General features: G+C 65.1%; 18 protein-coding genes, 1 tRNA gene and 1 pseudogene. 12 read left to right on the forward strand and 8 right to left on the reverse strand.

Features of this window, described 5'->3' with window-relative positions; genetic code table 11:
* The first annotated feature begins 11 nt into the window (after nucleotides 1-11).
* Nucleotides 12-3,632 carry a transcription-repair coupling factor gene (gene mfd / locus E3O11_RS17295; protein WP_092451659.1) on the forward strand — a complete coding sequence of 1,207 codons (3,621 nt, stop codon included), beginning with the start codon at nucleotides 12-14 and terminating at the stop codon, nucleotides 3,630-3,632.
* Between the two features lie 61 nt (nucleotides 3,633-3,693).
* Here mfd and nhaA read toward each other — a convergent pair whose 3' ends face one another.
* Entirely contained in the window at nucleotides 3,694-5,064 is a 1,371-nt protein-coding gene (nhaA, locus tag E3O11_RS17300) for a Na+/H+ antiporter NhaA (protein ID WP_092451661.1), read from the reverse strand.
* A gap of 150 nt (nucleotides 5,065-5,214) precedes the next feature.
* Here nhaA and E3O11_RS17305 point away from each other — a divergent pair, with 150 nt between their 5' ends.
* Nucleotides 5,215-6,042, forward strand: coding sequence for a nucleoside triphosphate pyrophosphohydrolase (locus E3O11_RS17305; RefSeq protein ID WP_307725700.1), 828 nt, complete (start codon nucleotides 5,215-5,217; stop codon nucleotides 6,040-6,042).
* A 19-nt stretch (nucleotides 6,043-6,061) separates the two neighbouring features.
* Here the strand turns inward: E3O11_RS17305 and E3O11_RS17310 are convergent, their stop codons facing one another.
* Complete coding sequence (locus tag E3O11_RS17310) at nucleotides 6,062-7,171, reverse strand: ABC transporter permease (protein ID WP_241994774.1); 1,110 nt, start codon at nucleotides 7,169-7,171, stop codon at nucleotides 6,062-6,064.
* The gene (locus tag E3O11_RS17315; protein WP_170851586.1) at nucleotides 7,168-8,148 is read right to left on the reverse strand and encodes an ABC transporter ATP-binding protein; all 981 of its coding nucleotides are present in this window, start codon (nucleotides 8,146-8,148) and stop codon (nucleotides 7,168-7,170) included. Before E3O11_RS17315 ends, E3O11_RS17310 begins: the two co-directional genes overlap by 4 nt.
* A gap of 93 nt (nucleotides 8,149-8,241) precedes the next feature.
* Here E3O11_RS17315 and hisS point away from each other — a divergent pair, with 93 nt between their 5' ends.
* From hisS to E3O11_RS17350, 7 genes are all read left to right on the forward strand, one after another.
* Entirely contained in the window at nucleotides 8,242-9,510 is a 1,269-nt protein-coding gene (hisS, locus tag E3O11_RS17320) for a histidine--tRNA ligase (protein ID WP_092451663.1), read from the forward strand.
* A gap of 178 nt (nucleotides 9,511-9,688) precedes the next feature.
* Entirely contained in the window at nucleotides 9,689-10,969 is a 1,281-nt protein-coding gene (eno, locus tag E3O11_RS17325; RefSeq protein WP_092451665.1) for a phosphopyruvate hydratase, read from the forward strand.
* A gap of 263 nt (nucleotides 10,970-11,232) precedes the next feature.
* Nucleotides 11,233-11,718 carry an FtsB family cell division protein gene (locus tag E3O11_RS17330; protein ID WP_092451667.1) on the forward strand — a complete coding sequence of 162 codons (486 nt, stop codon included), beginning with the start codon at nucleotides 11,233-11,235 and terminating at the stop codon, nucleotides 11,716-11,718.
* Nucleotides 11,715-12,260 carry a DUF501 domain-containing protein gene (locus tag E3O11_RS17335; RefSeq protein WP_092451669.1) on the forward strand — a complete coding sequence of 182 codons (546 nt, stop codon included), beginning with the start codon at nucleotides 11,715-11,717 and terminating at the stop codon, nucleotides 12,258-12,260. The genes E3O11_RS17330 and E3O11_RS17335 overlap by 4 nt, the downstream gene beginning before the upstream one ends.
* The gene (locus E3O11_RS17340; protein ID WP_233194821.1) at nucleotides 12,257-13,588 is read left to right on the forward strand and encodes a S8 family serine peptidase; all 1,332 of its coding nucleotides are present in this window, start codon (nucleotides 12,257-12,259) and stop codon (nucleotides 13,586-13,588) included. Before E3O11_RS17335 ends, E3O11_RS17340 begins: the two co-directional genes overlap by 4 nt.
* A 22-nt stretch (nucleotides 13,589-13,610) precedes the next feature.
* Nucleotides 13,611-15,104 carry an NAD(P)/FAD-dependent oxidoreductase gene (locus tag E3O11_RS17345; protein ID WP_092451671.1) on the forward strand — a complete coding sequence of 498 codons (1,494 nt, stop codon included), beginning with the start codon at nucleotides 13,611-13,613 and terminating at the stop codon, nucleotides 15,102-15,104.
* A 74-nt stretch (nucleotides 15,105-15,178) separates the two neighbouring features.
* Nucleotides 15,179-15,255 (forward strand) — tRNA-Leu (locus E3O11_RS17350).
* Between the two features lie 46 nt (nucleotides 15,256-15,301).
* Here the strand turns inward: E3O11_RS17350 and E3O11_RS17355 are convergent.
* Nucleotides 15,302-15,643: pseudogene (locus E3O11_RS17355) on the reverse strand (tyrosine-type recombinase/integrase); the annotation flags it as partial.
* 679 nt (nucleotides 15,644-16,322) lie between these two features.
* On the opposite strand from E3O11_RS17355, the gene E3O11_RS17360 reads away from it, so the two are divergent.
* From E3O11_RS17360 to katG, 3 genes are all read left to right on the forward strand, one after another.
* Nucleotides 16,323-16,580: a hypothetical protein gene (locus E3O11_RS17360; protein ID WP_134495681.1), complete on the forward strand. Its 258-nt coding sequence runs from the start codon at nucleotides 16,323-16,325 to the stop codon at nucleotides 16,578-16,580.
* A 320-nt stretch (nucleotides 16,581-16,900) separates the two neighbouring features.
* The gene (locus E3O11_RS18865; RefSeq protein ID WP_092451675.1) at nucleotides 16,901-17,170 is read left to right on the forward strand and encodes a GNAT family N-acetyltransferase; all 270 of its coding nucleotides are present in this window, start codon (nucleotides 16,901-16,903) and stop codon (nucleotides 17,168-17,170) included.
* 422 nt (nucleotides 17,171-17,592) lie between these two features.
* Nucleotides 17,593-19,905, forward strand: coding sequence for a catalase/peroxidase HPI (gene katG / locus E3O11_RS17370; RefSeq protein WP_092451677.1), 2,313 nt, complete (start codon nucleotides 17,593-17,595; stop codon nucleotides 19,903-19,905).
* Nucleotides 19,906-20,475: 570 nt separating this feature from the next.
* Here the strand turns inward: katG and E3O11_RS17375 are convergent.
* The 4 genes from E3O11_RS17375 to E3O11_RS17390 all read right to left on the reverse strand — a co-directional run bounded on the left by E3O11_RS17375 (nucleotide 20,476) and on the right by E3O11_RS17390 (nucleotide 22,750).
* Nucleotides 20,476-20,844 (reverse strand): GNAT family N-acetyltransferase, encoded by a 369-nt coding sequence (locus E3O11_RS17375; RefSeq protein WP_307725701.1) that lies wholly within the window; start codon nucleotides 20,842-20,844, stop codon nucleotides 20,476-20,478.
* A gap of 601 nt (nucleotides 20,845-21,445) precedes the next feature.
* Nucleotides 21,446-21,583, reverse strand: a complete 138-nt coding sequence (locus E3O11_RS17815) for a hypothetical protein (protein WP_166787627.1) — start codon at nucleotides 21,581-21,583, stop codon at nucleotides 21,446-21,448.
* A gap of 28 nt (nucleotides 21,584-21,611) precedes the next feature.
* Nucleotides 21,612-22,136: an RNA polymerase sigma factor gene (locus E3O11_RS17385; protein WP_198415618.1), complete on the reverse strand. Its 525-nt coding sequence runs from the start codon at nucleotides 22,134-22,136 to the stop codon at nucleotides 21,612-21,614.
* On the reverse strand, nucleotides 22,133-22,750 hold the full coding sequence (locus tag E3O11_RS17390) for a hypothetical protein (protein WP_092451681.1): 618 nt from the start codon (nucleotides 22,748-22,750) through the stop codon (nucleotides 22,133-22,135). Before E3O11_RS17390 ends, E3O11_RS17385 begins: the two co-directional genes overlap by 4 nt.
* Between the last annotated feature and the right edge of the window lie 964 nt (nucleotides 22,751-23,714).

Below are 23,714 nucleotides of genomic sequence, written 5' to 3' on the forward strand. Positions count from 1 at the left end.
AGACTCGTTCAGTGATCCTTCAGGGCTTAATCGCAGCGCTCGCGCGCGCCTCCACGTTCGACAACGCCCTCGCCTATGCCAGCCGGGATGCTGATTTCAGTCTGACCGAGGGCATACGTGCCCCGCTGCTCGCCGCGCTGCTCGACCTGCGCCGCGATGATGCTCAGGCGCTGTTCGTCATCACCGCGACCGGCCGCGAGTCCGAGGCGCTGCGCGAGAACCTCGGCTGCTTCGCCACGAGCGCGGAGATCATCGACTTTCCAGCCTGGGAAACCCTCCCGCACGAACGCCTGAGCCCGAGCGCCGAGATCGTCGGCAAGCGCCTGCACGCCCTGCGGCGGATGCGCGAGTGGCAGGAGCAGGACGCGCGCGAGCGGCATCCGCTTATCGTCGTCGCCTCGGTGCGAGCCGCCCTGCAGCCGGTCGCCGACAACCTCACCGACTACGAACCGATCGAACTGACGGTCGGAGCCCGCGGGCACGACCTCTCGGCGATCGTGCTGCAGCTGGTCAATGTGGCCTACGCCCGCGTCGACATGGTCACCCGGCGCGGCGAGTTCGCCGTGCGCGGCGGTATTCTCGACGTCTTTCCGCCGGTCGCCTCGCACCCCTACCGGGTGGAATTCTTCGGCGACGAGGTCGAGCAGATTCGCCTGTTCAGCGTCGCCGACCAACGGTCCTTGCCCGAACCGGTCGCATCCGTCAGCCTGCCGCCGAGCCGGGAACTCCTACTCAGCCCTGCCGTGCGGCAGCGCGCCCAGGAAATGCAGCACGAATTTCCGAGCCTGTCCGGTCTGCTCGCCAAGATCGCCGAGGGCATCCCGGTCGAGGGCATGGAAAGCCTCGCCCCCGCCCTGGTCGACCGGCTGGTGCCGGTCACGCACTACCTGCCGAGCAACGCTGCCGTCGCCGTGATCTCGCCGGAGCGCGTCGCAAGCCGCGCGATCAGCCTCGCCGAGACCAACCGGGAGTTTCTCGGTGCCGCCTGGAGCGCTGCCACGGCCGGTGCCGACGCGCCGATCGACCTCGAATCCGGCGACTTTCTCACTCTCGGCCGCCTGCGCGACAGCGTCAAATATTCGGCTCCCGGTGCACCGGCGTCCGGCCACCACTGGTGGACCCTGAGCACGTTCCAGGCGGCGCCGACCGACGAGGCGGTTCTGCCCGAACACCTCGAAATGGACGAACTGCTCACCATCCGCATCGAAGCGGATGCCGTCCCCACCTTCGCCGGCAGCGTCGACGGGGCCGTGGGTCATGTCGCCTCCCGGCTGCACGACGGCTGGGTCGTCGGTATCGTCGCCCAGGGGGCGGGGCTGGTCGAGCGGGCCGCGCAGGTTTTGGCCGAGCGCGAACTTCCGGTGCGCGTCGTAGACGTGTGGCCGCTGGAACCGGAGGCCGGTATCGCTTACCTGTTGAAGGCATCCGTCGATCATGGTTTTGAGCTCCCGACCAGCAAACTCACCCTGATCAGCGAGAGCGAATTTTACGGGCGCACCGTCGGCTACTCGGCCAGGCAGATCAAGAAGCTCGCGAGCCGCCGCAAGAATGTCGTCGACCCGTTGCAGCTGGTCGCCGGTGACCACGTCGTGCACCAGACGCACGGCATCGGTCGTTTTCTCGAACTGACCCAGCGCGAGGTGTCGAGCGGCGGGCGCAACCCGGTCAAGACCACCCGCGAATATCTGGTGCTGGAATATGCGGCGTCCAAGCGCGGCCACGCCGGCGACCGGCTGTATGTGCCGACCGACCAGCTCGACCTGGTCACCCGGTATGTCGGCGGGGAGGCGCCGACCCTGAGCAAGATGGGCGGCAGCGACTGGTCGAGCGCAAAGACCAAGGCGCGCAAGGCGGTGCGCGACATTGCCGTCGAGCTGGTCAAGCTGTATTCGGCGCGGATGGCGAGCAAGGGTCACGCCTTCGGGCCGGACACCCCCTGGCAGCGCGAGCTCGAAGAAGCCTTCCCATTCGTGGAGACCCCCGACCAGCTGACGACGATCGACGAGGTCAAAGCCGATATGGAACGGCCGATTCCGATGGACCGGCTGCTCAGTGGCGACGTCGGTTTCGGCAAAACCGAGGTGGCCATTCGTGCCGCATTCAAGGCCGTGCAGGACGGCAAGCAGGTGGCCATGCTGGTTCCGACCACGCTGCTGGTCAGCCAGCACATGGAAACGTTCAAGGAGCGCTTCGCCGGGTTCCCAATTCACCTGCGCGCCCTGTCCCGATTCCAGACCGACAAGGAGTCGCGCGAGACGATCGCCGGAATGCTCGAGGGCACGGTCGACGTCGTCATCGGCACGCACCGGCTACTGTCGCCGTCGATCATCTTCAAGGATCTCGGCCTGGTCATTATCGACGAGGAACAGCGCTTTGGTGTCGAGCACAAGGACGCCCTGAAGAAGCTCAAGACCAACGTGGATATTCTCGCGATGAGCGCGACCCCCATTCCGCGGTCGCTGGAGATGGCGGTAACCGGAATTCGCGAAATGTCGACCCTGGCCACCCCGCCCGAGGACCGGCACCCCATCCTGACCTTTGTCGGACCGTACTCGCAACGGCAGGTGGCTGCGGCCATCCGTCGGGAACTGCTGCGCGAAGGTCAGATCTTCTTCGTGCACAACCGGGTCACGAGCATCAACCGCATCGCCTCGGAGCTCGCCGAACTGGTGCCGGAGGCGCGCATCGCGATCGCGCACGGGCAGCTGCCCGAGGCTCAGCTCGAGCAGGTGGTCGGCGACTTCTGGGAGCGCAAGTTCGACATTCTGGTCTGCACCACGATCATCGAAACCGGCCTCGACATCAACAACGCGAACACGATCATCATCGACCGGGCCGACAAGTTCGGCTTGAGCCAGCTGCACCAGCTGCGCGGCCGGGTCGGTCGTGGGCGTGAGCGGGCCTACGCCTATTTCCTCTACGACGAGAACAAGCCGCTGTCGGAGACCGCGCACGATCGGCTCGCCACGATCGCGGCGAACAACGAACTCGGTGCCGGTATGCAGGTAGCGCTGAAGGACCTGGAGATTCGTGGCGCCGGAAACCTGCTCGGCGGCGAACAGGCCGGGCACATCGCGGGCGTCGGCTTCGACCTGTACCTGCGCATGATCGGTGAGGCCGTGTCGACGTTCCGCGGCGAGGTCGCCGAGGGGCAGACCGAACTGCGGCTCGAGCTGCCGGTGGACGCGCACATTCCGCACGACTTCGTCGACAGCGAGCGGCTGCGTCTCGAGGCGTACCAGAAGCTGTCCAGCGCGAGCTCGCCGACGGCGGCCGACGACCAGATCGACCTCGTGGTCGAGGAACTCACCGACCGTTACGGCGAACCGCCGGTGCCGGTTCAGAACCTCGTGGCCGTGTCGCGGCTGCGCTGGCAGGCGCAGCAGGCGAACCTCAGCGAGGTCGTCGCCATGGGGTCGAACCTGCGGGTTGCTCCGGCCGATCTGGCCGACTCCATTCAAATTCGGTTGCAGCGAATGTATCCTGGCTCACGTTACGTGTCGGCCACTGGGGCGCTCAGCGTGCCGATGCCACGGCCGAACGGTGAGCCGCTGGATGACAACGCCCTGATCGGGTGGACCAAGTCGCTGCTGACCGCGATCTTCCCGCCGGCCGTTCTGTCCGCCACCTAACCGTTAACGCAGACAGCACCGTCGTTGCGGGAACGACGGTGCTGTCTGCGTCAGCGGATGCTTAGCCCTTCGACGACTGTTCCGTCTGGTACACATCCGGGATGCCGTCGCTGTCGCTGTCGATGGCATCCTTCTCGGCAATGCGACCGTAGTGACGGTTGCGGGAGCGCAGGATCGCGGTGGCCAGCAGGGCGGCGAGCAGCGAACCGACCAGGATGGCGACCTTGGCGTGATCGTCGTGCGGGCTGCCCTGGCCGAAAGCGAGCTCGCTGATCAGCAGTGACACGGTGAAGCCGACGCCGGCCAGCAGGGACACGCCGATGACGTCGATCCAGGCCAGGTCGGGGTCGAGGGTTGCCTTGGTGGTCTTGGTCACGATGAAGGTGGCCAGCAACACCCCGATCGGCTTGCCGACCACGAGAGCGACGACGATGCCGACCGCTACCGGGTCGGTGATGGCCTGGTACAGACCCTCGGCGCCGCCGAGGGTGACGCCGGCGGAGAAGAACGCGAACACCGGAATCGCGAAACCGCTCGACAGCGGGCGAATGCGGTGTTCCAGGGTTTCGGCCAGGCCGGGCCCGGCATCTGGCCCGCCGCCGCGCTTGCTGCGCAGCACGGGTACGGCGAAACCGAGGAGTACGCCAGCGACGGTCGCGTGTACGCCGGAACCGTGCACGAGCGCCCAGACGATGAAGCCGAGCGGCAGCAGCACCGTCCATGCCGCCCAGCCCCTGGTTCCAAAGAAGTAGGAGAATTTATGAGTCAACAGCCAGAACAGACTGAGCAGCACCAGGGCCACAATGAGTGGCAGCACGGAGATGTCCGTGGTGTAGAAGAAAGCGATGATCGCAATGGCGAGTAAATCGTCGACCACGGCGAGGGTCAGCAGAAAAATGCGTAGTGCGGGCGGAAGCTTCGATCCGATGACGGCAAGAACGGCGACGGCAAACGCAATGTCGGTCGCGGTGGGAATTGCCCAGCCGCGAAGAGTTTCAGCGCCGGATTCGAGGTTGATCAGCGTGTAGATGACCGCCGGAACGATCACGCCACCAACCGCTGCGGCCACCGGTACGATGGCCCGGTTTATGCTGCGCAGGTCGCCAGCCACGAATTCACGTTTCAGCTCGAGGCCGGCCAGAAAGAAGAAGATTGCCAGCAGGCCGTCGGCCGCCCAGGCGCCGAGGCTCAGCTTGAGGTGCCAGGGGGCGTAGCCGATTTTGTAGTCGCGAAAGGCGTAGTAGGCGTCGGAGAAGCCGGAGTTGGCCATGATCAGCGCGGCCACGGTCGCGGCGAGCAGAATGGCGCCTCCGACGGTTTCCTTGCGCAGAATGCGCGAGATCCGCACGAATTCGTTGTGGCTGCCGCGGCGAAGCACGGTGGCGGTCGACGGGGTGGCCTTCGAAGCTGGCAGGTTGGATGGTTCGGTCATTTAAAATCCTCTGGTCTTTTGGGCGCGAACATACATGTGCCGACCAGACTTCCCGGCTCACCATGGACCAGAATACACGACGTACCTGAGCGATCATCGGTGGCCCGCCTACGATGGAGGGACGATGGAACCGATCCAGGAGTGCCGACCATGACCAACCCCGTGTTTTCCTCCGGCTCCGTGTCCGGCGCTGTGTCCGGTGCCAACGCTACCCGACCGACTCCGCCGGCCGACGAAAATGACCGGGATGCGGCATCCGCTCGGCAGACAACGATGCAATCCAGCCCTCTCGACACCCTGATCGTCACCGTCGCGCGGCTGCGCGGGCCCGGCGGCTGCGCGTGGGACGCCGACCAGACCCACGCCTCGCTGGTGCGCCACCTGGTCGAAGAGACGCACGAACTGATCGAGGCGATCGAGGACGGCAGCCGCGACGACCTGCTCGAGGAACTCGGCGATGTGCTCTACCAGGTGCTGTTCCACGCCGACCTGGCCGCGCACACGCCGGAGGAGAACTTCGACATTCAGGATGTCGCTGCCCGCCTGACCGAGAAAATGGTCGGGCGACACCCGCACGTGTTCGGCGATGTCACCCTCGACACCGCGGCGGAGGTTTCGGCTGCCTGGGACGGTTTTAAAGCCGCGGAGAAGCCGGGCCGCACCAGCGTGCTCGACGGAATTCCGGGTGGTATGCCGGCCCTCGCCCTCGCCGACAAGGTGCTGGGTCGGGCCGAAAAGATCGGCCTGATCGAAGCGGATGCCGGCTTCCCGCTTCCGATCGAATCCGAAGCCGATCTGGGCCCGCTGCTGCTGGCGATCGTGGCATCCGCTCGGGCGCAGGGCCTTGACGCCGAGCGCGCGCTGCGCGCCGCAGTGCGCGACCTGCAGGGCGAAATTCGCGGAGCCGAGGGAGTCCAGGCGCCCGGCGCTCCGCTGGACGAATCCTTCGACGCCGGAATAATCGCCCTCCCCTCCTAACGCGGATCAGTACGGAGGGTTAGGCGATGCGGCTGCCGGCGGGGAGATGGGTCGCGGGGGTGCGCGTGCGGCGCCACGCCCAGAGCAGGGCGCCCGCGCCGAGCAGCAGGTGTATGGCGAGGCCGATGAACCAGCTCGGCACCGCGCCGTCGTAGGTCTGCTGTGCGGTCGGCCCCCGGTCGAAGGCCTCACCGGAAAAGGCGCCACTGTCGCTGAAGCTGCTCTGGGCGGCCTCGTCGCAGCCGTTGAACTCCGTGTACAACTCCGGCGGCGACTGGGCGCTGCGCACGCCGACGGCGATCTGGCCGAACAGGTCGGTCGGGTAGCCGGCGTCGTTGAAGCTGCCGGGGGCGGCATCCGCGACCACCACGTAGGGGTTCGCGGCGAGAATCCACCAGAAGTAGTCGAAGCGCGGCACGTTTTGGGTCGTCGTCTCGGCCGTGGAACAGACGATGTCCGACTGCTCGCCGGTGGCCTCGTCGAACGTCGACGAAACCACGTAGTAGTTCACATTCGTCGCCTGCTGTTGGGTGGCGGTGCCGAGCAGCGCGAACGCGATGAGGGTGCCGAGGCTGAGTGCCGCGACGACCAGATAGGTCAGCACGATCGAAAACAGCGGCCGGGTCAGAATGCCGGAGAGTCCGACTCCGACGGCGGCAATGACGCCGAGCTCGGCCGCGAGCACGAGCACCGACACGGCGATGGTGCCGAACGAGACTTCGCCGAGCACGACTGCGAAGATGAGAAACGGCAGCGCCGCCGCGAGAAAGGCGAGGGCCGTGATCCAGGCGGCAAGAAACTTGCCGAGCACGAGTTGCCCGGTGCTGATCAGCGTGACCTGCGTCGTGGCGAGGGTGCCGGCATCCCGATCGCCGTTGATGGCATTGCCCGACAGCGCCGGAGAGACCAGCGTGCCGAGCAGCAGCACGAAGAAGATGATGGTGGAGAACACGCCGCCGCCGCCGGACAGCCAGGCCGAGGTCGCCAGCCAGAGCAGAAATGTGACCACGCCGACGAGCAGCATGAAGACGCCGAGCAATACGTACCACGAGGCTCCACGCACGCGCTGACGCAGTTCGAGGGTGACGATGAGCCAGAGCCCGGAGAAGAACACCCGTGAGTGGATCATTTCGTCGCCTCCTCCCCGGTCGACCGGGTGAGGTCCTGAAAGGTGTGTTCGAGGTTGCTGACGGCCGGTCCGAAATCGCAGACCGGAACCCCGCTCAGCACCAGATTGTGCAGCAGAGCCGCCGCCGAGGCCTCGTTCTCCACCTGCACCAAAGTGCCGAGCTGGTCGACGCCGCGCACAGTGACGAGCGCGCCGACCACTCCGGGAGTGGCGAGGGCACGTTCCAGCGCCACCTCATCCAGGGAACGGATGCGCCAGGATCTGGCACTCGCGCCCGCCGCGGCCACCTGCTCCGGGCTCGCCGTGCGTCCGGCGGCGAGGTACACCGCGGCATCCGCAATCTCGTCGAGTTCGGCGAGGACGTGACTCGACACCAAAATGGCGGTGCCGTCGCCGGCCAGGCGACGCAGCAGCTGGCGCAACGACGCGCGCGCGGCCGGGTCGAGACCGGACGCCGGTTCGTCGAGCAGCAGCACGCCCGGGGAGTGCACGAGCGCCCGCGCCAGGCTCAGGCGTTGTTTCTGACCGCGGGACAGTACCCGCGAGGGTCGATCGGCAAAATCACCGAGGTCGGTCAGCGCGATCAGTTCGTCGGCGCGCACGGCGGCTTGCTCGCGGGTCATTCGGTACATGCGCCCGGTGGTCTGCAGGGCGGCACGGGCGGAGAGGCTCGGCCAGGAACCCAGGGCGTCCGGCATCCAGCCCGTGACGGCGCGCACCCGTTCGGGTTCGGTGACCGGGTCGTGCCCGTTGATGCGGATGCTGCCCGTCGACGGTGTGAGCAACGTGGCGAGCATGAGCAGCAGGGTCGTCTTGCCCGCGCCGTTCGGTCCGATCAACGCCGTCACCGACCCGGCCGGCACAACGAGCGACGCATCCACCACCGCCAGCACACTGCCAAATGACCGACTGACCCCGGTCACCGCGACGCCGCTCGACGTCACGTCCGTCTCGCCGGAAAAAGTCGCGACCGACATTCACACCCCCACTTGTTCCCCCGAGTCTAGGGCGCGGCCAATTTCAGGAGCGGACGGTGAATCGCATCCACGGCATGCTGAGAGAATTACCCCATGGCTATTGCAGTGACCCCGCCGCGCGGCATGCGCGATTTTCTCCCCGCCGACAAGGCCCTCCGCGAACGCTCGCTCGGCATTATTCGCGAGAGTTTTCGTGCGCACGGCTTCGACGAGATCGAAACCCCGGTCATGGAAGACTCCGCCCGCCTGCACTCCGGGCTCGGCGGCGACAACGAGAAACTCGCCTTCGCGGTGCTCAAGCGCGGGCTCAGCCCAGCGGATGTTGCGGTGGCGGCCGAGCAGGATGACCTTCTGTCGCTGGCCGACCTGGGCCTGCGGTTCGACCTGACGGTGCCGCTCGCCCGGTTTTACGCCACTCACCGTGCGAGCTTGCCGACCGTGTTCCGGTCGATTCAGATCGCACCGGTCTGGCGCGCCGAACGGCCGCAGAAGGGCCGCTACCGCCAGTTCATGCAGTGCGACATCGACATCATCGGTGAGGCCGGCGCGCTCGCCGAGATCGAACTGATCACCGCCACGGCCGCGACGCTCGATCTGCTCGGCCTCGAGGACTGCTCCATTCGCATCAACGACCGCCGCATCCTCAGCGCCCTGCTCGCCCACTGGGGCGTCGCCGCCGAGCTGACCGAGCGGGCGCTGATCGTGATCGACAAGCTCGACAAGATCGGCGTCGACGGTGTCGCGGCCGAACTCGGTGCCCTCGGCATCGATGCGCCGGGCCTCGCCGCGCTGCTCACCGAGCTTGGCACCGGCGGCTGGGCCCTGGGCGACGGCTTGTTCGACGGCGCTGCGCCGGCTTGGCTCGACCCGAAAGCCTTCGCCGACCTCGCCGCCCTGCGCGCCGCCCTCCCCGGCGTCGACCTGGTCTTCGACCCCACCCTGGTGCGCGGCATGGGCTATTACACCGGCACCATCTTCGAGATCTCGCACCCCTCCCTCGGCTATTCCCTCGGCGGCGGCGGCCGCTATGACGGCATGATCGGCCGGTTCCTCGGCACCGACGTGCCCGCCTGCGGATTCTCGATCGGCTTTGAACGCATCGTCGACCTGCTTGAAGCGGATACCGCATCCGCTGATCTGGCGGTCGTGCTCGTGCACGACAAAGAGGCCGATCCGGCCCGACTGGTCGCTCTCAAGCGCGACCTGGTCGCCGACGGCCTGCGTGTCCGCCTCGAACGCCGCACCAAGAACCTCAAGGCGCTGCTCGACCGGGCCGGCGAGGCCGGCTACGGGAGGTTCGCGTTCGTGACCGCCGAGACTCAGACGGCCGGCGACCTCGACTTCAAACCGCTCGGCGTCTGACCAGGCCACCCGCGCCCGACCAGGCAGCTCTGCGGTTCGGCGAACGGCCGACGGGTTTGGTTAGACTGAATTCGCCTGGGCTGCGTTCATTAAAAGTGTCCGGCACACCCCTACCTTTATTCCGACCAGTACCCCGGCGCCCGACCAGGCGTCAATCCCGACAAAACAGGAGACAGTTGTGGCCCTAATTGAGGCAGTAGACGCACGCGAAATTCTCGACTCGCGAGGCAACCCGACCATCGAAGTCGAGGTTTTGCTCGGCGATGGAACGGTCAGCCGTGCCGCGGTGCCGTCCGGAGCGTCCACCGGCGTGTTCGAGGCTTATGAGCTGCGCGACGGCGACAAAGCCCGTTACCAGGGCAAGGGCGTGCTCAAGGCCGTCGAAGCCGTCATCGACGACCTCGGCCCCGCGGTCGAAGACATCGACGCGACCGACCAGCGCATCGTCGACCTCGTTCTGATCGAAGCCGACGGTACCGACAACAAGGAGCGCCTCGGCGCCAACGCCATCCTCGGCGTCAGCCTCGCCGTGGCCAAGGCCGCCGCGAGCTCGGCCGGACTGCCGCTGTTCCGCTACCTCGGCGGCCCGAACGCGCACACCCTCCCGGTTCCGCTCATGAACATCATCAACGGCGGATCGCACGCCGACAACGATGTGGACATCCAGGAATTCATGATCGTTCCGCTCGGTGCTGAGTCGTTCAGCGAGGCCCTGCGCTGGGGCGTCGAGACCTACCACTCGCTCAAGGCCCTGCTGCAGTCCAAGGGCCTCTCCACCGGCCTCGGCGACGAGGGCGGCTTCGCCCCCAACCTGCCCAGCAACCGGGCAGCGCTCGACCTCATCGTCGAAGCGATCGAAAACGCCGGTTACGTTCCCGGCAAGGACATCGCCCTCGCCCTCGACGTCGCTGCGAGCGAATTCTTCAAGGACGGCAGCTACAACTTCGAGGGCAAGAAGCTTTCGGCCGAAGAGATGAGCGCCTACTACGCTGAGCTCGTCACCGACTACCCGCTCGTTTCGCTCGAAGACCCGCTCGAAGAAGACGACTGGGACGGCTACGTACACCTCACGGCCGCGCTCGGCGACAAGGTGCAGATCGTCGGAGACGACCTGTTCGTGACCAACCCGGTGCGCCTGGCCAAGGGCCTTTCCCTCGCGGCTGCGAACTCTATTCTGGTCAAGGTCAACCAGATCGGCACCCTGACCGAGACAATGGATGCCGTCTCCCTCGCCCAGCGCGCCGGTTACACCGCGATCATCTCGCACCGCTCCGGCGAGACCGAAGACACCTTCATCGCCGACCTCGCCGTCGCAACGGATGCCGGCCAGATCAAGACCGGCGCCCCCGCCCGCAGCGAACGCGTCGCGAAGTACAACCAGCTGCTGCGCATCGAAGAGGAACTCGGCGAGGCCGCGGTCTACGCCGGTCGCACCGCGTTTCCCCGCTTCACCGCGTAGTAGGCACTCAGCAGCAATAGCACCATCGGGCCCTCGACCACCGATATTTCGGTTGGTCGGGGGCCCACAGCTTTCCCTTGGTACCATTTTTTACTGACAGACATGACCGACCAGCGAAAGGAGTTGTGATGGCGCCGAAGCGACCTCAGCAGACGCCGTCCCAGCCCCAGCCGGCGCAGACCAAGTCGGGCAAGCGCCCGCAGGCTCAGCGGCAAACAGCCCACCGTCAACCAGTACAGCGTGAACCAGCCCAGCGGCCACCCATGGTCTCGGAGACGGAAACGCCCGCCGGCGGCTGGCTGCGCGGCATCCGCTTTTCGGGATTCTCGTTGGTGATGATGGTGATTCTGGTGCTCGCCGTGGTGATTCTCGCGCCGAGCCTGCGTACCTACGCCGAGCAGCGGCAGCAGATCAGCCAGTTGAGCAGGGCCGTCGCCGATCAACAGGACGAGGTCGACCGTCTCACCAGCCAGCGTGAACGCTGGAACGACCGCACCTACGTCACAACGCAGGCGCGCGAGCGGTTGTTCTACGTACTGCCCGGCGACATCAGCTTTCTCGTCATTAACGATTTACCGGTCGTCGCCCCGCTTGAAGCGGATGCCGCGCCGGTGAGTACCAATATCCAAAGCACCAAGATTGATTGGCTGGGTTCCTTGTTCGCCTCCACCATGACCGCCGGCCTCGCCCCGCAAGCCGGAGCACCCGCGACATTAACACCCGCGACACCGGAAACGGTGGCGCCGTGACCCGGCCGCCGTTCGACCCGTTCACCGCGGCCGACATCGACCTCGTCTCGGCCCAGCTCGGACGACCGGCCCGCAACGTCGTCGGCATCGCCGCCCGCTGCGTCTGCGGCGCGCCGACCGTCGTGGCGACCGCACCGCGGCTCGCCGACGGAACCCCGTTCCCCACGCTGTATTACCTCTGCCACCCCGCGGCCACCGCAGCGATCTCCGCCCTCGAAGCCACCCAGGTCATGAACGAGTACAACGACCTGCTCGCCGACGGTGCGGACGTGCGCGCGGCCTACCAAGCGGCGCACGAGAGCTTTCTGTTCGACCGCGACCAGCTCGGAAGCGTGCCGGAAATCGCTGGCATCTCCTCCGGCGGCATGCCGAACCGGGTGAAATGCCTGCACGCCCTGGCCGCCCACTCGCTGGCGGCCGGACCCGGCGTCAATCCGGTCGGCGACCTCGCGCTGGAACGCGCCACCTGGTCGCCCACGGTCTGCGAGTGTCTGGACTACTCCGCGGCGCCGATCGACGAATCCGGGGCGGCCCTGGCGTGACCGCGACTACGCACCGGGTCAGCGCTCGTCGGGTCAGCGCGGGCGTCGGGCTCGCGTTGGCCACGGCGCTGTTCGGCGGTACCGTGGTCGGTTCCGTCGTGCTCGACGCGCCCGCCGCGCACGCCGATCAGATTCGCGACCTGCAGTATTGGCTCGCCGATTATGGCTTCACCGAAGCGTGGAACACCACGCGCGGGGCCGGTGTCACGGTCGCGGTCATCGACTCTGGAGTCAACGGCAACGTGGCAGAGCTGACCGGCGCGGTCATCGGGGGAACGGATGTCTCCGGGCTCGGCTCCGCAAACGGTCAAACCCCGGTCGCCGGCGACGATGATGAGGGCGAGCATGGCACCCTGGTCGCCTCGCTTCTGGCCGGACGCGGCACTGGCGACGGTACCGGACTGATCGGCGTGGCGCCTGAGGCATCCATTTTGGCGGTGTCGGTCGGATTTGGCAGCAGTCGTTCTGCAGTGAGCAACGACGATCAGATCGCGCAGGGCATCCGTTGGGCCGTCGACAATGGGGCGGACGTCATCAATATGTCCCTCACCCGCAATACGTTGTACTGGCCGGAGAGCTGGGATGACGCATTTCTCTATGCCTTCGAAAATGATGTCGTCGTTGTGGCCGCCGCCGGCAACCGGGGGAGCGGAACCACCGAAGTCGGGGCTCCCGCGACGATTCCCGGCGTGCTGACGGTCGCCGGCGTTGACCGCGAAAAATCGGCGAGCTTCGATGCCTCCTCGCAAGGCATCACCATTGCCGTCGCTGCGCCGAGCGAGAAGCTCGTCGGGGTGACGCCCGATTCGACCTATGTACAGTGGGACGGCACGAGTGCCGCGACGCCGATCGTGTCCGGGCTCGTTGCTTTGGTGCGGGCGGCCTATCCGACGCTCGACGCTGCGGGAGTCATGAACCGGGTCATCGCGACCGCGAACGCCAACGGGCGGAGCGTGCCGAGCCCCATCTATGGCAACGGCCTGATCGATGCCGCTGCCGCCGTCACCCGCTATGTCGCTCCGGCGACAGAGGCCACTCCGAGCGAGTTGCTCACGGAGTGGATCACGCTGCACCGGCGGGCTCAGATTGACGTGGTTCCGACCGAGACTCCCGTTGCGGAGGCTCCGGCTGCGGTCGATGAAGACCCGGCGCTGCCGGTGCAAAATGTGCTCACGGCGTGGCTCCCGAACCAGCTGACACTGACCTATATTAGTCTGCCGCTCGCTGTACTCGTAGGGTTTGGTATCCTAGTAACGCTGGTGGGCATTGGGGCCACTCGGTACATCAAGCGAATTCGGCGCAACCCCAAAGATTTCGCACAATCATAATCCTGTAGGAGGCCTTCTCATCGTGCCCAAAATTCTCATTGTTGGTGGCGGCTACGCCGGTTTTTACACGGCGTGGAAGCTCGAGAAGTGGCTACGATCCGGTGAAGCCGAGGTCACCATGGTCGACCCGCTGCCCTACATGACGTACCAGCCCTTCCTGCCGGAGGTCGCTGCCGGATCCATCGAACCGCGTCACGCGGTCGTGTCGCACCGTCGCCACCTCAAGAAGACCAACGTCATCTCCGCCAAGGTCACGCACGTGAACCACGCCGAGAAGACCGCCACGATCACCCCACCGACCGGCGAGCCGTACGAGTTCAAGTACGACATCATCGTGGTCACCGCCGGTGCGGTGTCGCGCACGTTCCCGATTCCGGGCGTCGCCGACCAGGCCATCGGACTCAAGACCATCGAAGAAGCCGTCGCCATTCGCGACCGCGTTTTGACCAACTTCGACAAGGCGGCAGCCCTTCCGGCCGGCCCCGAGCGTGAGCGCCTGCTCACGTTCGTTGTGGTCGGTGGCGGCTTCGCCGGCATCGAGGTGTTTGCCGAGCTGCGCTCGTTCGCGACCTCGCTGCTCACCCTGTACCCCGAGATCAGCTTCGAGGACACCAACTTTCACCTCATCGAAGCCATGGGCCGCATCATGCCCGAGGTCTCGCTCAAGACAAGCCTCTGGGTCATCGACAACCTCGCCGGTCGCGGCGCTCAGATTCACCTCGACACCCAGCTGACCAGCGCGGTGGACGGAAAGATCGAGCTCTCCACCGGAGAGACCTTCGAAACCGACCTCATCGTCTGGACTGCAGGCGTCATGGCGAACCCGACGATCGTGCGCCACACCGACCTTCCCATCGAAGAGCGCGGTCGCCTGCAGGTTCGTGCCGACCTGCGCGTCGGAACCGAAGACGACATCATCGCCGATGCCTGGGGCGCCGGCGATGTGAGCTGTGTCCCCGACCTGAGTGGTGGCGGCGTCGGCGGCAACTGCGTGCCGAACGCCCAGCACGCTGTGCGCCAGGGCAAGCTGCTCGCCAAGAACATCGTTGCCGTGCTGCGCGACGAAGCACCGGTGCAGTACTTCCACAAGAACATGGGCGCCGTTGCCGGCCTTGGCGTTGGAGTCGGTGTCTTCCAGAGCGGCAACCTGGCCATCACGGGCATGCCGGCCTGGTTCGCCCACCGTGGCTACCACGGCCTGGCCATGCCGAGCTGGGAGCGCAAGCTGCGCGTCGTCTGGGGCTGGGTCAACAACGTTTTCCTCGGCCGCGACGTGGTGTCGTTGAGCGCCACCGAGAACCCGCGTGCCGTGTTCGAAGAGTTCGTTTCGCGCCCCAAGCCGCCGGCACCTGCTGCTGCGCCAGCTGCAGCCCCCGCGGCCAAGGCTCCGGCGGCCCCGCGTGCGCCCCGTGCGCCGCGCAAGCCCACGGTCAAGGCTGCTGCAGCCGAGGCTGCTTCGGCCACCACGGCACCCGCTGCGCAGAAGGCGGCCGCCGAGGCATCCGCTTCAAAGTAGCTCTTTCGATAGGTGCTGCCGGGCGATCGCATCGCTCGGCAGCACCTATGCTGGAACCGCCCGTTACCGGGCACGCCCCCATAGCCCAATTGGCAGAGGCAGACGACTTAAAATCGTCACAGTCTGGGTTCAAGTCCCAGTGGGGGCACCACGAATATATCTACGCTCATCTGGGTTTTAACTTGGTGTCGGGTGCCTCAGATGCCCCGTTTGCCCACACTTGAAATCATTCGGGCTTGATTGAGGGCCACTGCGACGCTGTCCAGATCGTCGTCGAAGAGGTCCGCGTACACGTCGAGGGTTATCGCGGCCGAGGCGGGGCCGAGCATCCGCTGCAGTGCTTTGACGTTCGCGCCGGCGGACACGGCCAGGCTCGCGGCGGTGAGCCGGAGGTCATGGGGCGTGACGCGAGGGAAGTTCGGATCGACCTCCCGGGCACGTTTGAGGGCGTAGACCAGCCAGCCGTCCCGAGTCGACGGCGTGCGCTGGTGCGACAGCCCGTTGCCGAACAGGATCTGGTCGGGTGTCTTGTCGGCGCAGAGCAGTGCCAACTGACCATCACGCTGGAGCCGATGCCCACCCAACGCGAAACCGCCGCCGTCAGCGAGCTCTGCTCGAGTCTCACAGAAACTCAGACCCGCTATCCGGGCACCGACCTAATCCTGCGATACGTCATCAAAGAACGGCCCTGAGTTACGACAGAATAAATCGACCTAAGATGTCCTGTTAGGATCCCTGAAGTCGTGGCAGCGGTACTAGAAGATCGTGACCAACCACGGCTACCGCCTCGTGCACGAAAACGTCGACCGGGTCGCGTACTGCTGCACTTCCGACGCCCATCGTGCCATCACCCGCGAAGCGGACAGACGGCTCGTCCGCACCGAACACCCACGGTTGGTCTCGTACCCCTGCCTCGATGCCCGCGGCATCTGGATCGGCCCCAACCTTGACCCTGGCGACCATGCCGTCCAGCGCGTTGCAGCGACGCAGCTCGACGGTCCCCAAGCCCCGGGCAAGGAATTAGCAGCGATATTTCTGCCCCGGTTAGCCTCCCTCCACCGGGCATTTTCTCGGGCGGGGGTTACGGGAATGAAGGTCCTAGCCTTCATATGGCCCTCCGTGGAACACAACCGCGGGTTATGCCGTCCTGGTCGAGGTCCGGCTTACGGGCGGTCGCATGAGCGACACGCAAATTTCTCCGAGCGTATGCTCGGCTGCATGAGTTCGATACCCCCGATCAGCAAGACGCGAAGCACCGTCATCATCCTGGCGGCCGCGGTCCTCGCTGTCGCTGGCCTGGCGCAAGTTTTGCTTCGGATCACTGAGGGGGAGGGCGAGCCGGGTGACATATTCGTGTTGGTACTCGGTGCCGTTCAGTTCATCTGCGGGCTAGCGGCGTTCATCTATTACGGTCGTCGCCGCTATCTGCAAAAATTTGCGCTCGACAAGTCTCAGGATGACTCGCCTGAAAGCTAGCGCGCGATCCGCCAGGCAACCCGTGAGGGTCCGGCTTACGGCACCATTCGTCAAGCTACATTCGGAGTCATGTGGAGGACTTTTGTGCGACAGGCGACGGCCGACGACCTGGAATTTCTTGAAGCGATCGAGAATGAAGCAGATGCGCTGTTCGCGACCGTGTTCTCGATAGTCTACTGGCGGCCTGCTCCTTCCTATACGACGCCCTCACTGCAGAGTGGCTTCATCCTCGTAGCCAGCGAAAATCCGGGATCGGACCCGATCGGGTTGCCCATGTCCTCGAAGTCCCTGGCAGCAGTCATCTCGAGCAGCTGTCGGTCATGCCGTCGGCGGCACACCGCGGGCATGGGCGCGCGCTCGTCGAGGCAGTCAAGAGCGAATCACGACTGCGCGGATGCAAACGGGTTACCTTGCGAACGTTCACGGACGTTCCATGGAATGCGCCCTTCTACTTGAGCTGTGGTTTCATCGAGCGTGATCCCGATTCTGATTTTCTTCGTGATCTGTCAGCGGCAGAGCACCAGCGAGGACTTGGGTACGGCCGGCGTATTCAAATGAACTTCGACCTGACTGATGAGCTGCCCCGATAACCGTTCCCCACTAGGAGCCTCTGGCGGGGGTGCTCCCAGTTCACCGCGAGCGGAACACGATTCGCGGAAATCAAGCTCTCGACAGCCGCCGTCCTCCGGCGTCGGTTTCACCGGGCTTCGCACCGCCCGCACCGCAGCAATCGGCGCAGGGCTTTATTTGGTTTGGCCGTCGTGCGCTCGGCCACCGCACCACCGCCGTCTAGAAGTCAGTCACTTTCTTGGCATGTCACGCACACCTTGCGGGAATACGATCTCTCTATCGGGCTTCCCGTCACGTCGGCAGCCCGCGACGCACCGCCTCACAGCAGCGTCGAAGCATCGCTGCACCACAGATTGACGCCGCTGCGATGCGGCGGCTAATCGTTAAATTGTGACCCCGACGACACCGTTTCTCATCTAGCTAAAGCACACAGGGAGCATCAATGAGCACTGACGACCAGACCAACACATGCAGTTTCCACATGAGCGGTGCGCTGCCAGCAGGTGGCGACCACCTCGGTGGCACCTTCGGTCAGTCGCCGACCCTGGACAGTTGGTACCCGCAACGTCTCCGGGTTGAGCTTCTCCACCGGAACGGCGTAGACGCCGACCCGCTCGGCGCGGACTTCGACTACGCGGCGGCTTTCGCCACGATCGACCTCACGACGCTCAAGTCGGACATCAAGCGACTGCTCACCACATCGGTCGACTGGTGGCCGGCGGACTACGGCAACTACGGTCCACAGATGATCCGAATGGCGTGGCATGCCGCCGGCACGTACCGAATTGCCGACGGCCGTGGCGGAGCGGGCACCGCGATGCAGCGGTTCGCACCAATCGGAAGCTGGTGGGACAACGGCAACACCGACAAATCACGACGACTCCTACAGCCGATCAAGCACCAGTACGGCAACGCTCTGTCGTGGGCCGACCTGATGGTCTTGACCGGCAACTGCTCCCTCGAGTTGATGGGCCTGCCGACGTACGGCTTCGGTGGTGGACGACTCGATGCGTGGGAACCGGACGACGGCACCTGGTGGGGCCCGGAGGTCTGGGACCCGCACGCGGTCGCGAGCCCTGACGAGATGGTGAGCCGCGACGAACGCTGGCATGGTCAGAACGGCGACGCGGGCTACGACTTGCAGAGCCCCCTGGCCGCGTCGCACCAGGCGCTCATCTACGTCAACCCTGAGGGGCCCTATTCGAACGGCGACCCGCTGGGCTCAGCACGCGACATTCGCATCACGTTCACGCGGATGGCGATGAACGACGAGGAAACGGTGGCATTGATCGCCGGTGGCCACGCGTTCGGTAAGAGCCACGGCCAGGTGCCCGCATCCGACATCGGACCGTCACCCGAGAAAGCCCCGATCGAGTCGATGGGGCTCGGTTGGCACAACCCGGTGGGTACCGGCAGTGCCGAGCACACTTCGACCAACGGCATCGAGGGCAGTTGGACTCCGAACCCGACACAGTGGGACAACACCTACCTCGAGAACCTGTTCGCGTACGACTACGAGCAGACGAAAAGCCCGGCCGGCGCGCTGCAGTGGACACCGACTGACTCGGAGGCGCCGAAGACTCCGGACGCCCACGTACCCGGTCAGATGAACCCGCTCATGATGATGACCTCGGACATCGCACTCAAGGTCGACCCGGAGTATCGGGCCATATGCGAGCGTTTCCTGGCCGACTTCGATCTGTTCACCCTCGCGTTCTCGAAGGCCTGGTACAAGCTCACGCACCGCGACATGGGGCCGAAGCACCGGTACCTCGGCCCGGAGGTTACCATCGCCGACGACCTGCTCTGGCAGGACCCGCTCCCGGACGCAGCAGGATACTCACTCGACGAGGCCGACGTGGCAGCGCTCAAGGAAGCCGTCCTCGCGACCGGGCTGTCCGTGTCCGACCTCGTCTACACGGCGTTCTCCGCCGCCTCGACCTACCGCGACAGCGACAAGCGCGGAGGGGCGAACGGTGCCCGCCTGGCTTTGTCGCCGCAGAAAGACTGGGCGGTCAACCGACGCACCGTCCCAGTCCTCGACGCGCTGCGGAACGTGCAGGCGGCTTTCACGGCGACGTCGGGCGGCCGGGAGGTGTCTCTCGCCGACCTCATCGTCCTCGCCGGCAGCGCCGCCGTGGAGCAGGCGGCACGGGCGGCAGGATCTGACGCCAGCGTGCCGTTTACGCCAGGCCGTGTCGACACGACGCAGGAGTTGACCGACATCGAGATGTTCGAGTGGCTGCGACCCATTGCGGACGGGTTCCGCAACTTCGTGTCCGAGCGCTTCGAAGAGTTTGCTCCGGGCGTCGCGCCCGAGGCGGCATTCCTCGACAAGGCGAACCTGTTCACTCTCACCGCACCGGAGTGGACCGTCCTGCACGCCGGGCTCCGCGTGCTCGGCAGCAACTGGGACGGGTCCGACGTGGGTGTGCTCACGGATCACGTCGGAGCCCTGACGACCGACTTCCTCGTGAATCTGACCGACACCGACCTCATCTGGACGAAGGACGACGAGACCGCGATGACCTTCACTGGTCGGGTTCAGGCGACCGGCGAGGCTCGCTGGAGGGCCTCCCGGAATGACCTGGTATTCGGCTCGAACGCGCAACTGCGGTCGATCGCCGACGCCTACGCGGGCAGCGACGGGCAAGAGCGGTTCGTCCGCGAATTCATCCGCGTCTGGTCGAAGGTCATGATGCTCGACCGCTACGACGTCAATGGCCACAAGCGTTACGGGGCGATGGCCGCCTGACCCCGGAGGTCGCGTCCCGGTGAGCTGACGGCGTGGAGGCACGGCGCGGTCACGCGCTGAGTCTCCAAGCCGTCGAAGCCTTGACCGAACGACGTTTGAGGCCGCGAGCCGAACGTTGCACGGATTGATCAGGCTGGGGACGGCCAAGGAACCTCCGCGGGCAGCACGTGGTCGACCACACTTGCACCTCGACGGCCTGCGAGGGTGGACGGGCCGCTATGCCCTGGAATCCGTTGCCCCCGCTCGTAGAGACGCCGGCCGGATTTGCTTTGGCCTCGGGTTGCGAGAGGGTGCCGCTGATGTTCTCTGTGGCGGCTCGTAAGGCCTGAGCCTTCCGGGGTCATGTCTCGCTGAGGAATGCGCGTGACCGGTAGAGGTTCCCCTTTCGGGAATGAACATAAAACCACCGATCACTGGTCCCAAGTCTCCCTGTGGAGTTGGTTTATAACGCGGGCCGTGTTGATTTAGGCCGTGCCATATCGTCTAAGGCGCGTCGGCGAAGCTGCGGGGTCTCCCAATCGCACTAGGCATCCGTTTTACAGAGTCGAGGAGGACAGCGCTATCGCGCTGTCAGAGTGCCCCTGGCGCAAGATCATACGTAACCCACTTTGTAGACGTTGCGGTCAAATCATAAAGCCGGCGGGCCCGAGTATTGTTTTCTGCCGTGATCCAGCGAACGACTGAGCGTCCTTCGCGTTCGGCCAGCGCGGAGAGTTCGCTCAGTAGCGCGCGCCCGACGCCGGCGCCCCGAGCTGTCGAGTCCGTGAACAGATCGTCGAGGTAGATACCCACGCTTCCAGTTGAGGGACGAGAAAATCGACGGTAGTGCGCGAGCCCTACGAGTCGATCCCCGGAGGTGGCGACGAAGGCGTTGACTTCATTCGAGTCGTCATTGATCCAGGTCCAGACACGCTCAACGATGTTGTTATCGGGAGTCAGCTCGTAGAAGTCTCGATAGCCCCGATAGAGCTCAGCTCACTGGGACGAGTCTGAGGATTGGACCGCGCGGATAGAGACCGAATCATTTGTAATCATCGCCCCAGAGTATCGGCGCTCATTACGTTCCGGACCTCGTTCCTATTCGGGCTCTTCTGATCACGGTTCCACCGTCGGCCGGCCCGGAGGTGCGGGGCGCCCGCGGGGGGTTCCCCAGAGAGGACTGCATAGGCGTTCGCGGGCGTCTGCCACTCGAAGTAGTTAAGGCCTTCACCGCAGCAACCGCGTGAATTTCGCGCAAAGCACGTCTCACCTGTTCGTGCGTCCGCGCCCCGGCCGTCGTAGACCAAGCAGAATCAGGATGATGCCAGCGATGGCAAGGACGAGCCCGATGGAAAGCCACATCCTGCTCCCCGTCATGAAGCTTCCCGGGATCAGATTCATGCCTTGCCCCGTCCAGACTCCACCAAGGATAAGAGCTATCACGCCGACGGTGATCAAGGTCTCGCGTCTGAAGCTGCTACTCATGTCGCTCAAGATACTCGGACCGGCTGACTTGTCCCCGGGAGCGGTTCCCGCCCGAGAAGTTGGTCAGAATGCCGTGTCAGGACGGTTGGCGACCGACTACTGGTTGTTCGATCTCTGCGCGCAACAGTGCCTCGATGAGGTCCGTGAGGTCGACGACGGTCGTCGCCGGCAGGACGATATCGCTGGGGCCCACCCGGACCGGCACGTCACTCATCGGGGTTCCCTTTTATCCCTCCGCGTCATCATCGGTGCTTGGAATCTTCGGGCGCGCCCACGAGGAGGGCGCGGAGGCGGTCTTTGGCAGCGGCGTACCGTGACCGTGCTGTTGAGTCCGAGACGCCCATGATTTGGGCCGCATCAGCGATGCTGAATCCGTCCCAGTGCACGAGTTCCACCAGCTCTCGTTGTTCTTTGGGGAGTTGTGTCACGGCGCCGCGAACATCGATCGTGTCGGAACTGTCGTGATCAGGTCCGGTGCTGGTCTGCTCGAGTTCCTGACGCAGACGGTCGGTGGCGGCGAGGCGGCGGCGGGTCGCGCGTCGGGCGTTCAGCAGGGTGTTTCGTGCGATGGTGAAGAGCCACCTGCGGCCGCCGATCTCATCGGCAGGAGCCGAGCGGGCCTTCTTCCACGCGATGATGAGGGCCTCGCTGAGGACATCGGCCGCGTCCGCGCGCGGATCGACCCGACGTTCCAGGTATGCAAGGAGATCGGACGCATTCGCGCGGATGAGCTTCTCCAGATGGGTGGTGCCGTCCCGACGCGTCACGGGGCGACCGCATCGCAGGTGCCGGCGCCCTCAAGGGAGAAATGGCTGGCGTCCAGGTCCTGAGCGGTCACACCGTCTGTCAGCAGTCGGTATGTGGTGTCAAAGAGCATGTCCGTTCGTAGGTCGGCGGCCGCGGGCTGCATGGTCGCCTCCGGATGTGCTGCGTTCCAGTCGGAGAAAGACTGCGTTTTGGCGGCCTCTCGTTCGGCATAGTTAGTGTCGGTGCGGATGTCGTCCGGAATCTGCAGGGTGTCGAAGTCGATGTCCATTAGAAGCGTGCGTGCGGCCAGGAACGACGCGTCGTCGGCCGGGACCCCCTCGGGATGGATGATGATTCCGGCCGCGCAGACGTCACCGTCCGCGGTGACGTGCTGGACGGTCTTGTCGGGGACGAACCCCAGCCACGACAGAAGCGACGGCGATGCGAACGCCGCAGACGTGCCGCCCACGAGCACCAGGGACAGGGTGATCCCGGTGACAAGGAACCGCTTACGCCGCTGAGGCGGCCGGCTGCCGCGGACAACGTCCTCCAGCGCTCCCAGCAGAGGACCGGTTCGCGGCGCGATCGCCGGACGGTTGCTCGTGATCCGGCCCATCAGCTCGTCGTCATCCATAGTGTTCTCCCGTCAGTGATGCTCTTACTACCTACATGTCCGCGGGAAAAGGAAACGTCCATCGTCAGTCACAAAACAAGCAGAAGGTACCCGTCACAGTCTCTCTTACCCCGCAATCGCGCGGGGTCGACCGCGCATTCATGCGATCAGACGGGCCGCCTCGGGTGACGCGTGCGGCGTCGCTGAGTGAAGAGACAATGGCGCAGACGCCGGCAACCACTGACGGAAGTCCGATCGTCCCGCAGAGGGTTCCCCTTGCGGGCAGCGATGGTTCGCACTCAATCTGGAGTGTGGCTTTCAGATTTGTATGGCGGTGTTTCTTCAGAATTAGATGGCGGCACTGACGGGTAGATCCCATTGACGCCGCCGCGTTCCCCGGAATGACGGAGTCAACCCGCCATCGTCATCGGGATAACGACATAGAGCGACCACAGAACGCCGCCATAGACCGGCAAAGTCCACAGCGCTGAAGCGCAACAAGAGCATCCCCGAGGCGCTGCAGTACGTAGCCGATCACCCGGTCAGCAACATCGAGGCACCGATCGACACTCCGGTCTGGGAGCTGGTGTGCCGGAAACTGTTCGAACTGGCCAACAGCCCCGACAAGAAAGTGCGGGGCTCGATGGCCCGTGCGACCAAGGCTCAGAAGATCATCCTGGATCGGCTCGTCGGTCGACGTCGACCCGGTACCCACCCTGCACAAGTACAGGTAGACGCCATCAACTTTATCGACTTGACTGTTGGGGTAATCCCCATCAGAGAGAAGACATTGTGAGCACCTGGCCTAAAGACCTCCCCCGCCCGGACAACCAGCCGGATCCTGTGCATGAACCAGAGGAAGCTCCCTATGACTACTGACCTGCCGCGGATATCTCGGACAGTGGGCCCTCTTAAAATGAGGGTTCACTGAAAGTAGAGATCAGCATGACCGCAGCACGCAGGCGTTTCACCCAGGAGTTCAAAG

It is taken from the genome of Cryobacterium levicorallinum (assembly GCF_004402405.1).
Taxonomy (GTDB): Bacteria; Actinomycetota; Actinomycetes; order Actinomycetales; family Microbacteriaceae; genus Cryobacterium; species Cryobacterium levicorallinum.

What these genes read in the sequence shown, in the direction of transcription:
- E3O11_RS17815 (WP_166787627.1), bottom strand. Translation starts at nt 21,583, where the DNA reads ATGAGTGACGTGCCGGTCCGGGTGGGCCCCAGCGATATCGTCCTGCCG.
- E3O11_RS17390 (WP_092451681.1), bottom strand. Translation starts at nt 22,750, where the DNA reads ATGGATGACGACGAGCTGATGGGCCGGATCACGAGCAACCGTCCGGCG.
- E3O11_RS18865 (WP_092451675.1), top strand. Translation starts at nt 16,901, where the DNA reads ATGCCGTCGGCGGCACACCGCGGGCATGGGCGCGCGCTCGTCGAGGCA.
- hisS (WP_092451663.1), top strand. Translation starts at nt 8,242, where the DNA reads ATGGCTATTGCAGTGACCCCGCCGCGCGGCATGCGCGATTTTCTCCCC.
- E3O11_RS17330 (WP_092451667.1), top strand. Translation starts at nt 11,233, where the DNA reads ATGGTCTCGGAGACGGAAACGCCCGCCGGCGGCTGGCTGCGCGGCATC.
- E3O11_RS17360 (WP_134495681.1), top strand. Translation starts at nt 16,323, where the DNA reads ATGAGTTCGATACCCCCGATCAGCAAGACGCGAAGCACCGTCATCATC.
- nhaA (WP_092451661.1), bottom strand. Translation starts at nt 5,064, where the DNA reads ATGACCGAACCATCCAACCTGCCAGCTTCGAAGGCCACCCCGTCGACC.
- E3O11_RS17315 (WP_170851586.1), bottom strand. Translation starts at nt 8,148, where the DNA reads ATGTCGGTCGCGACTTTTTCCGGCGAGACGGACGTGACGTCGAGCGGC.
- E3O11_RS17310 (WP_241994774.1), bottom strand. Translation starts at nt 7,171, where the DNA reads ATGATCCACTCACGGGTGTTCTTCTCCGGGCTCTGGCTCATCGTCACC.
- katG (WP_092451677.1), top strand. Translation starts at nt 17,593, where the DNA reads ATGAGCACTGACGACCAGACCAACACATGCAGTTTCCACATGAGCGGT.
- E3O11_RS17305 (WP_307725700.1), top strand. Translation starts at nt 5,215, where the DNA reads ATGACCAACCCCGTGTTTTCCTCCGGCTCCGTGTCCGGCGCTGTGTCC.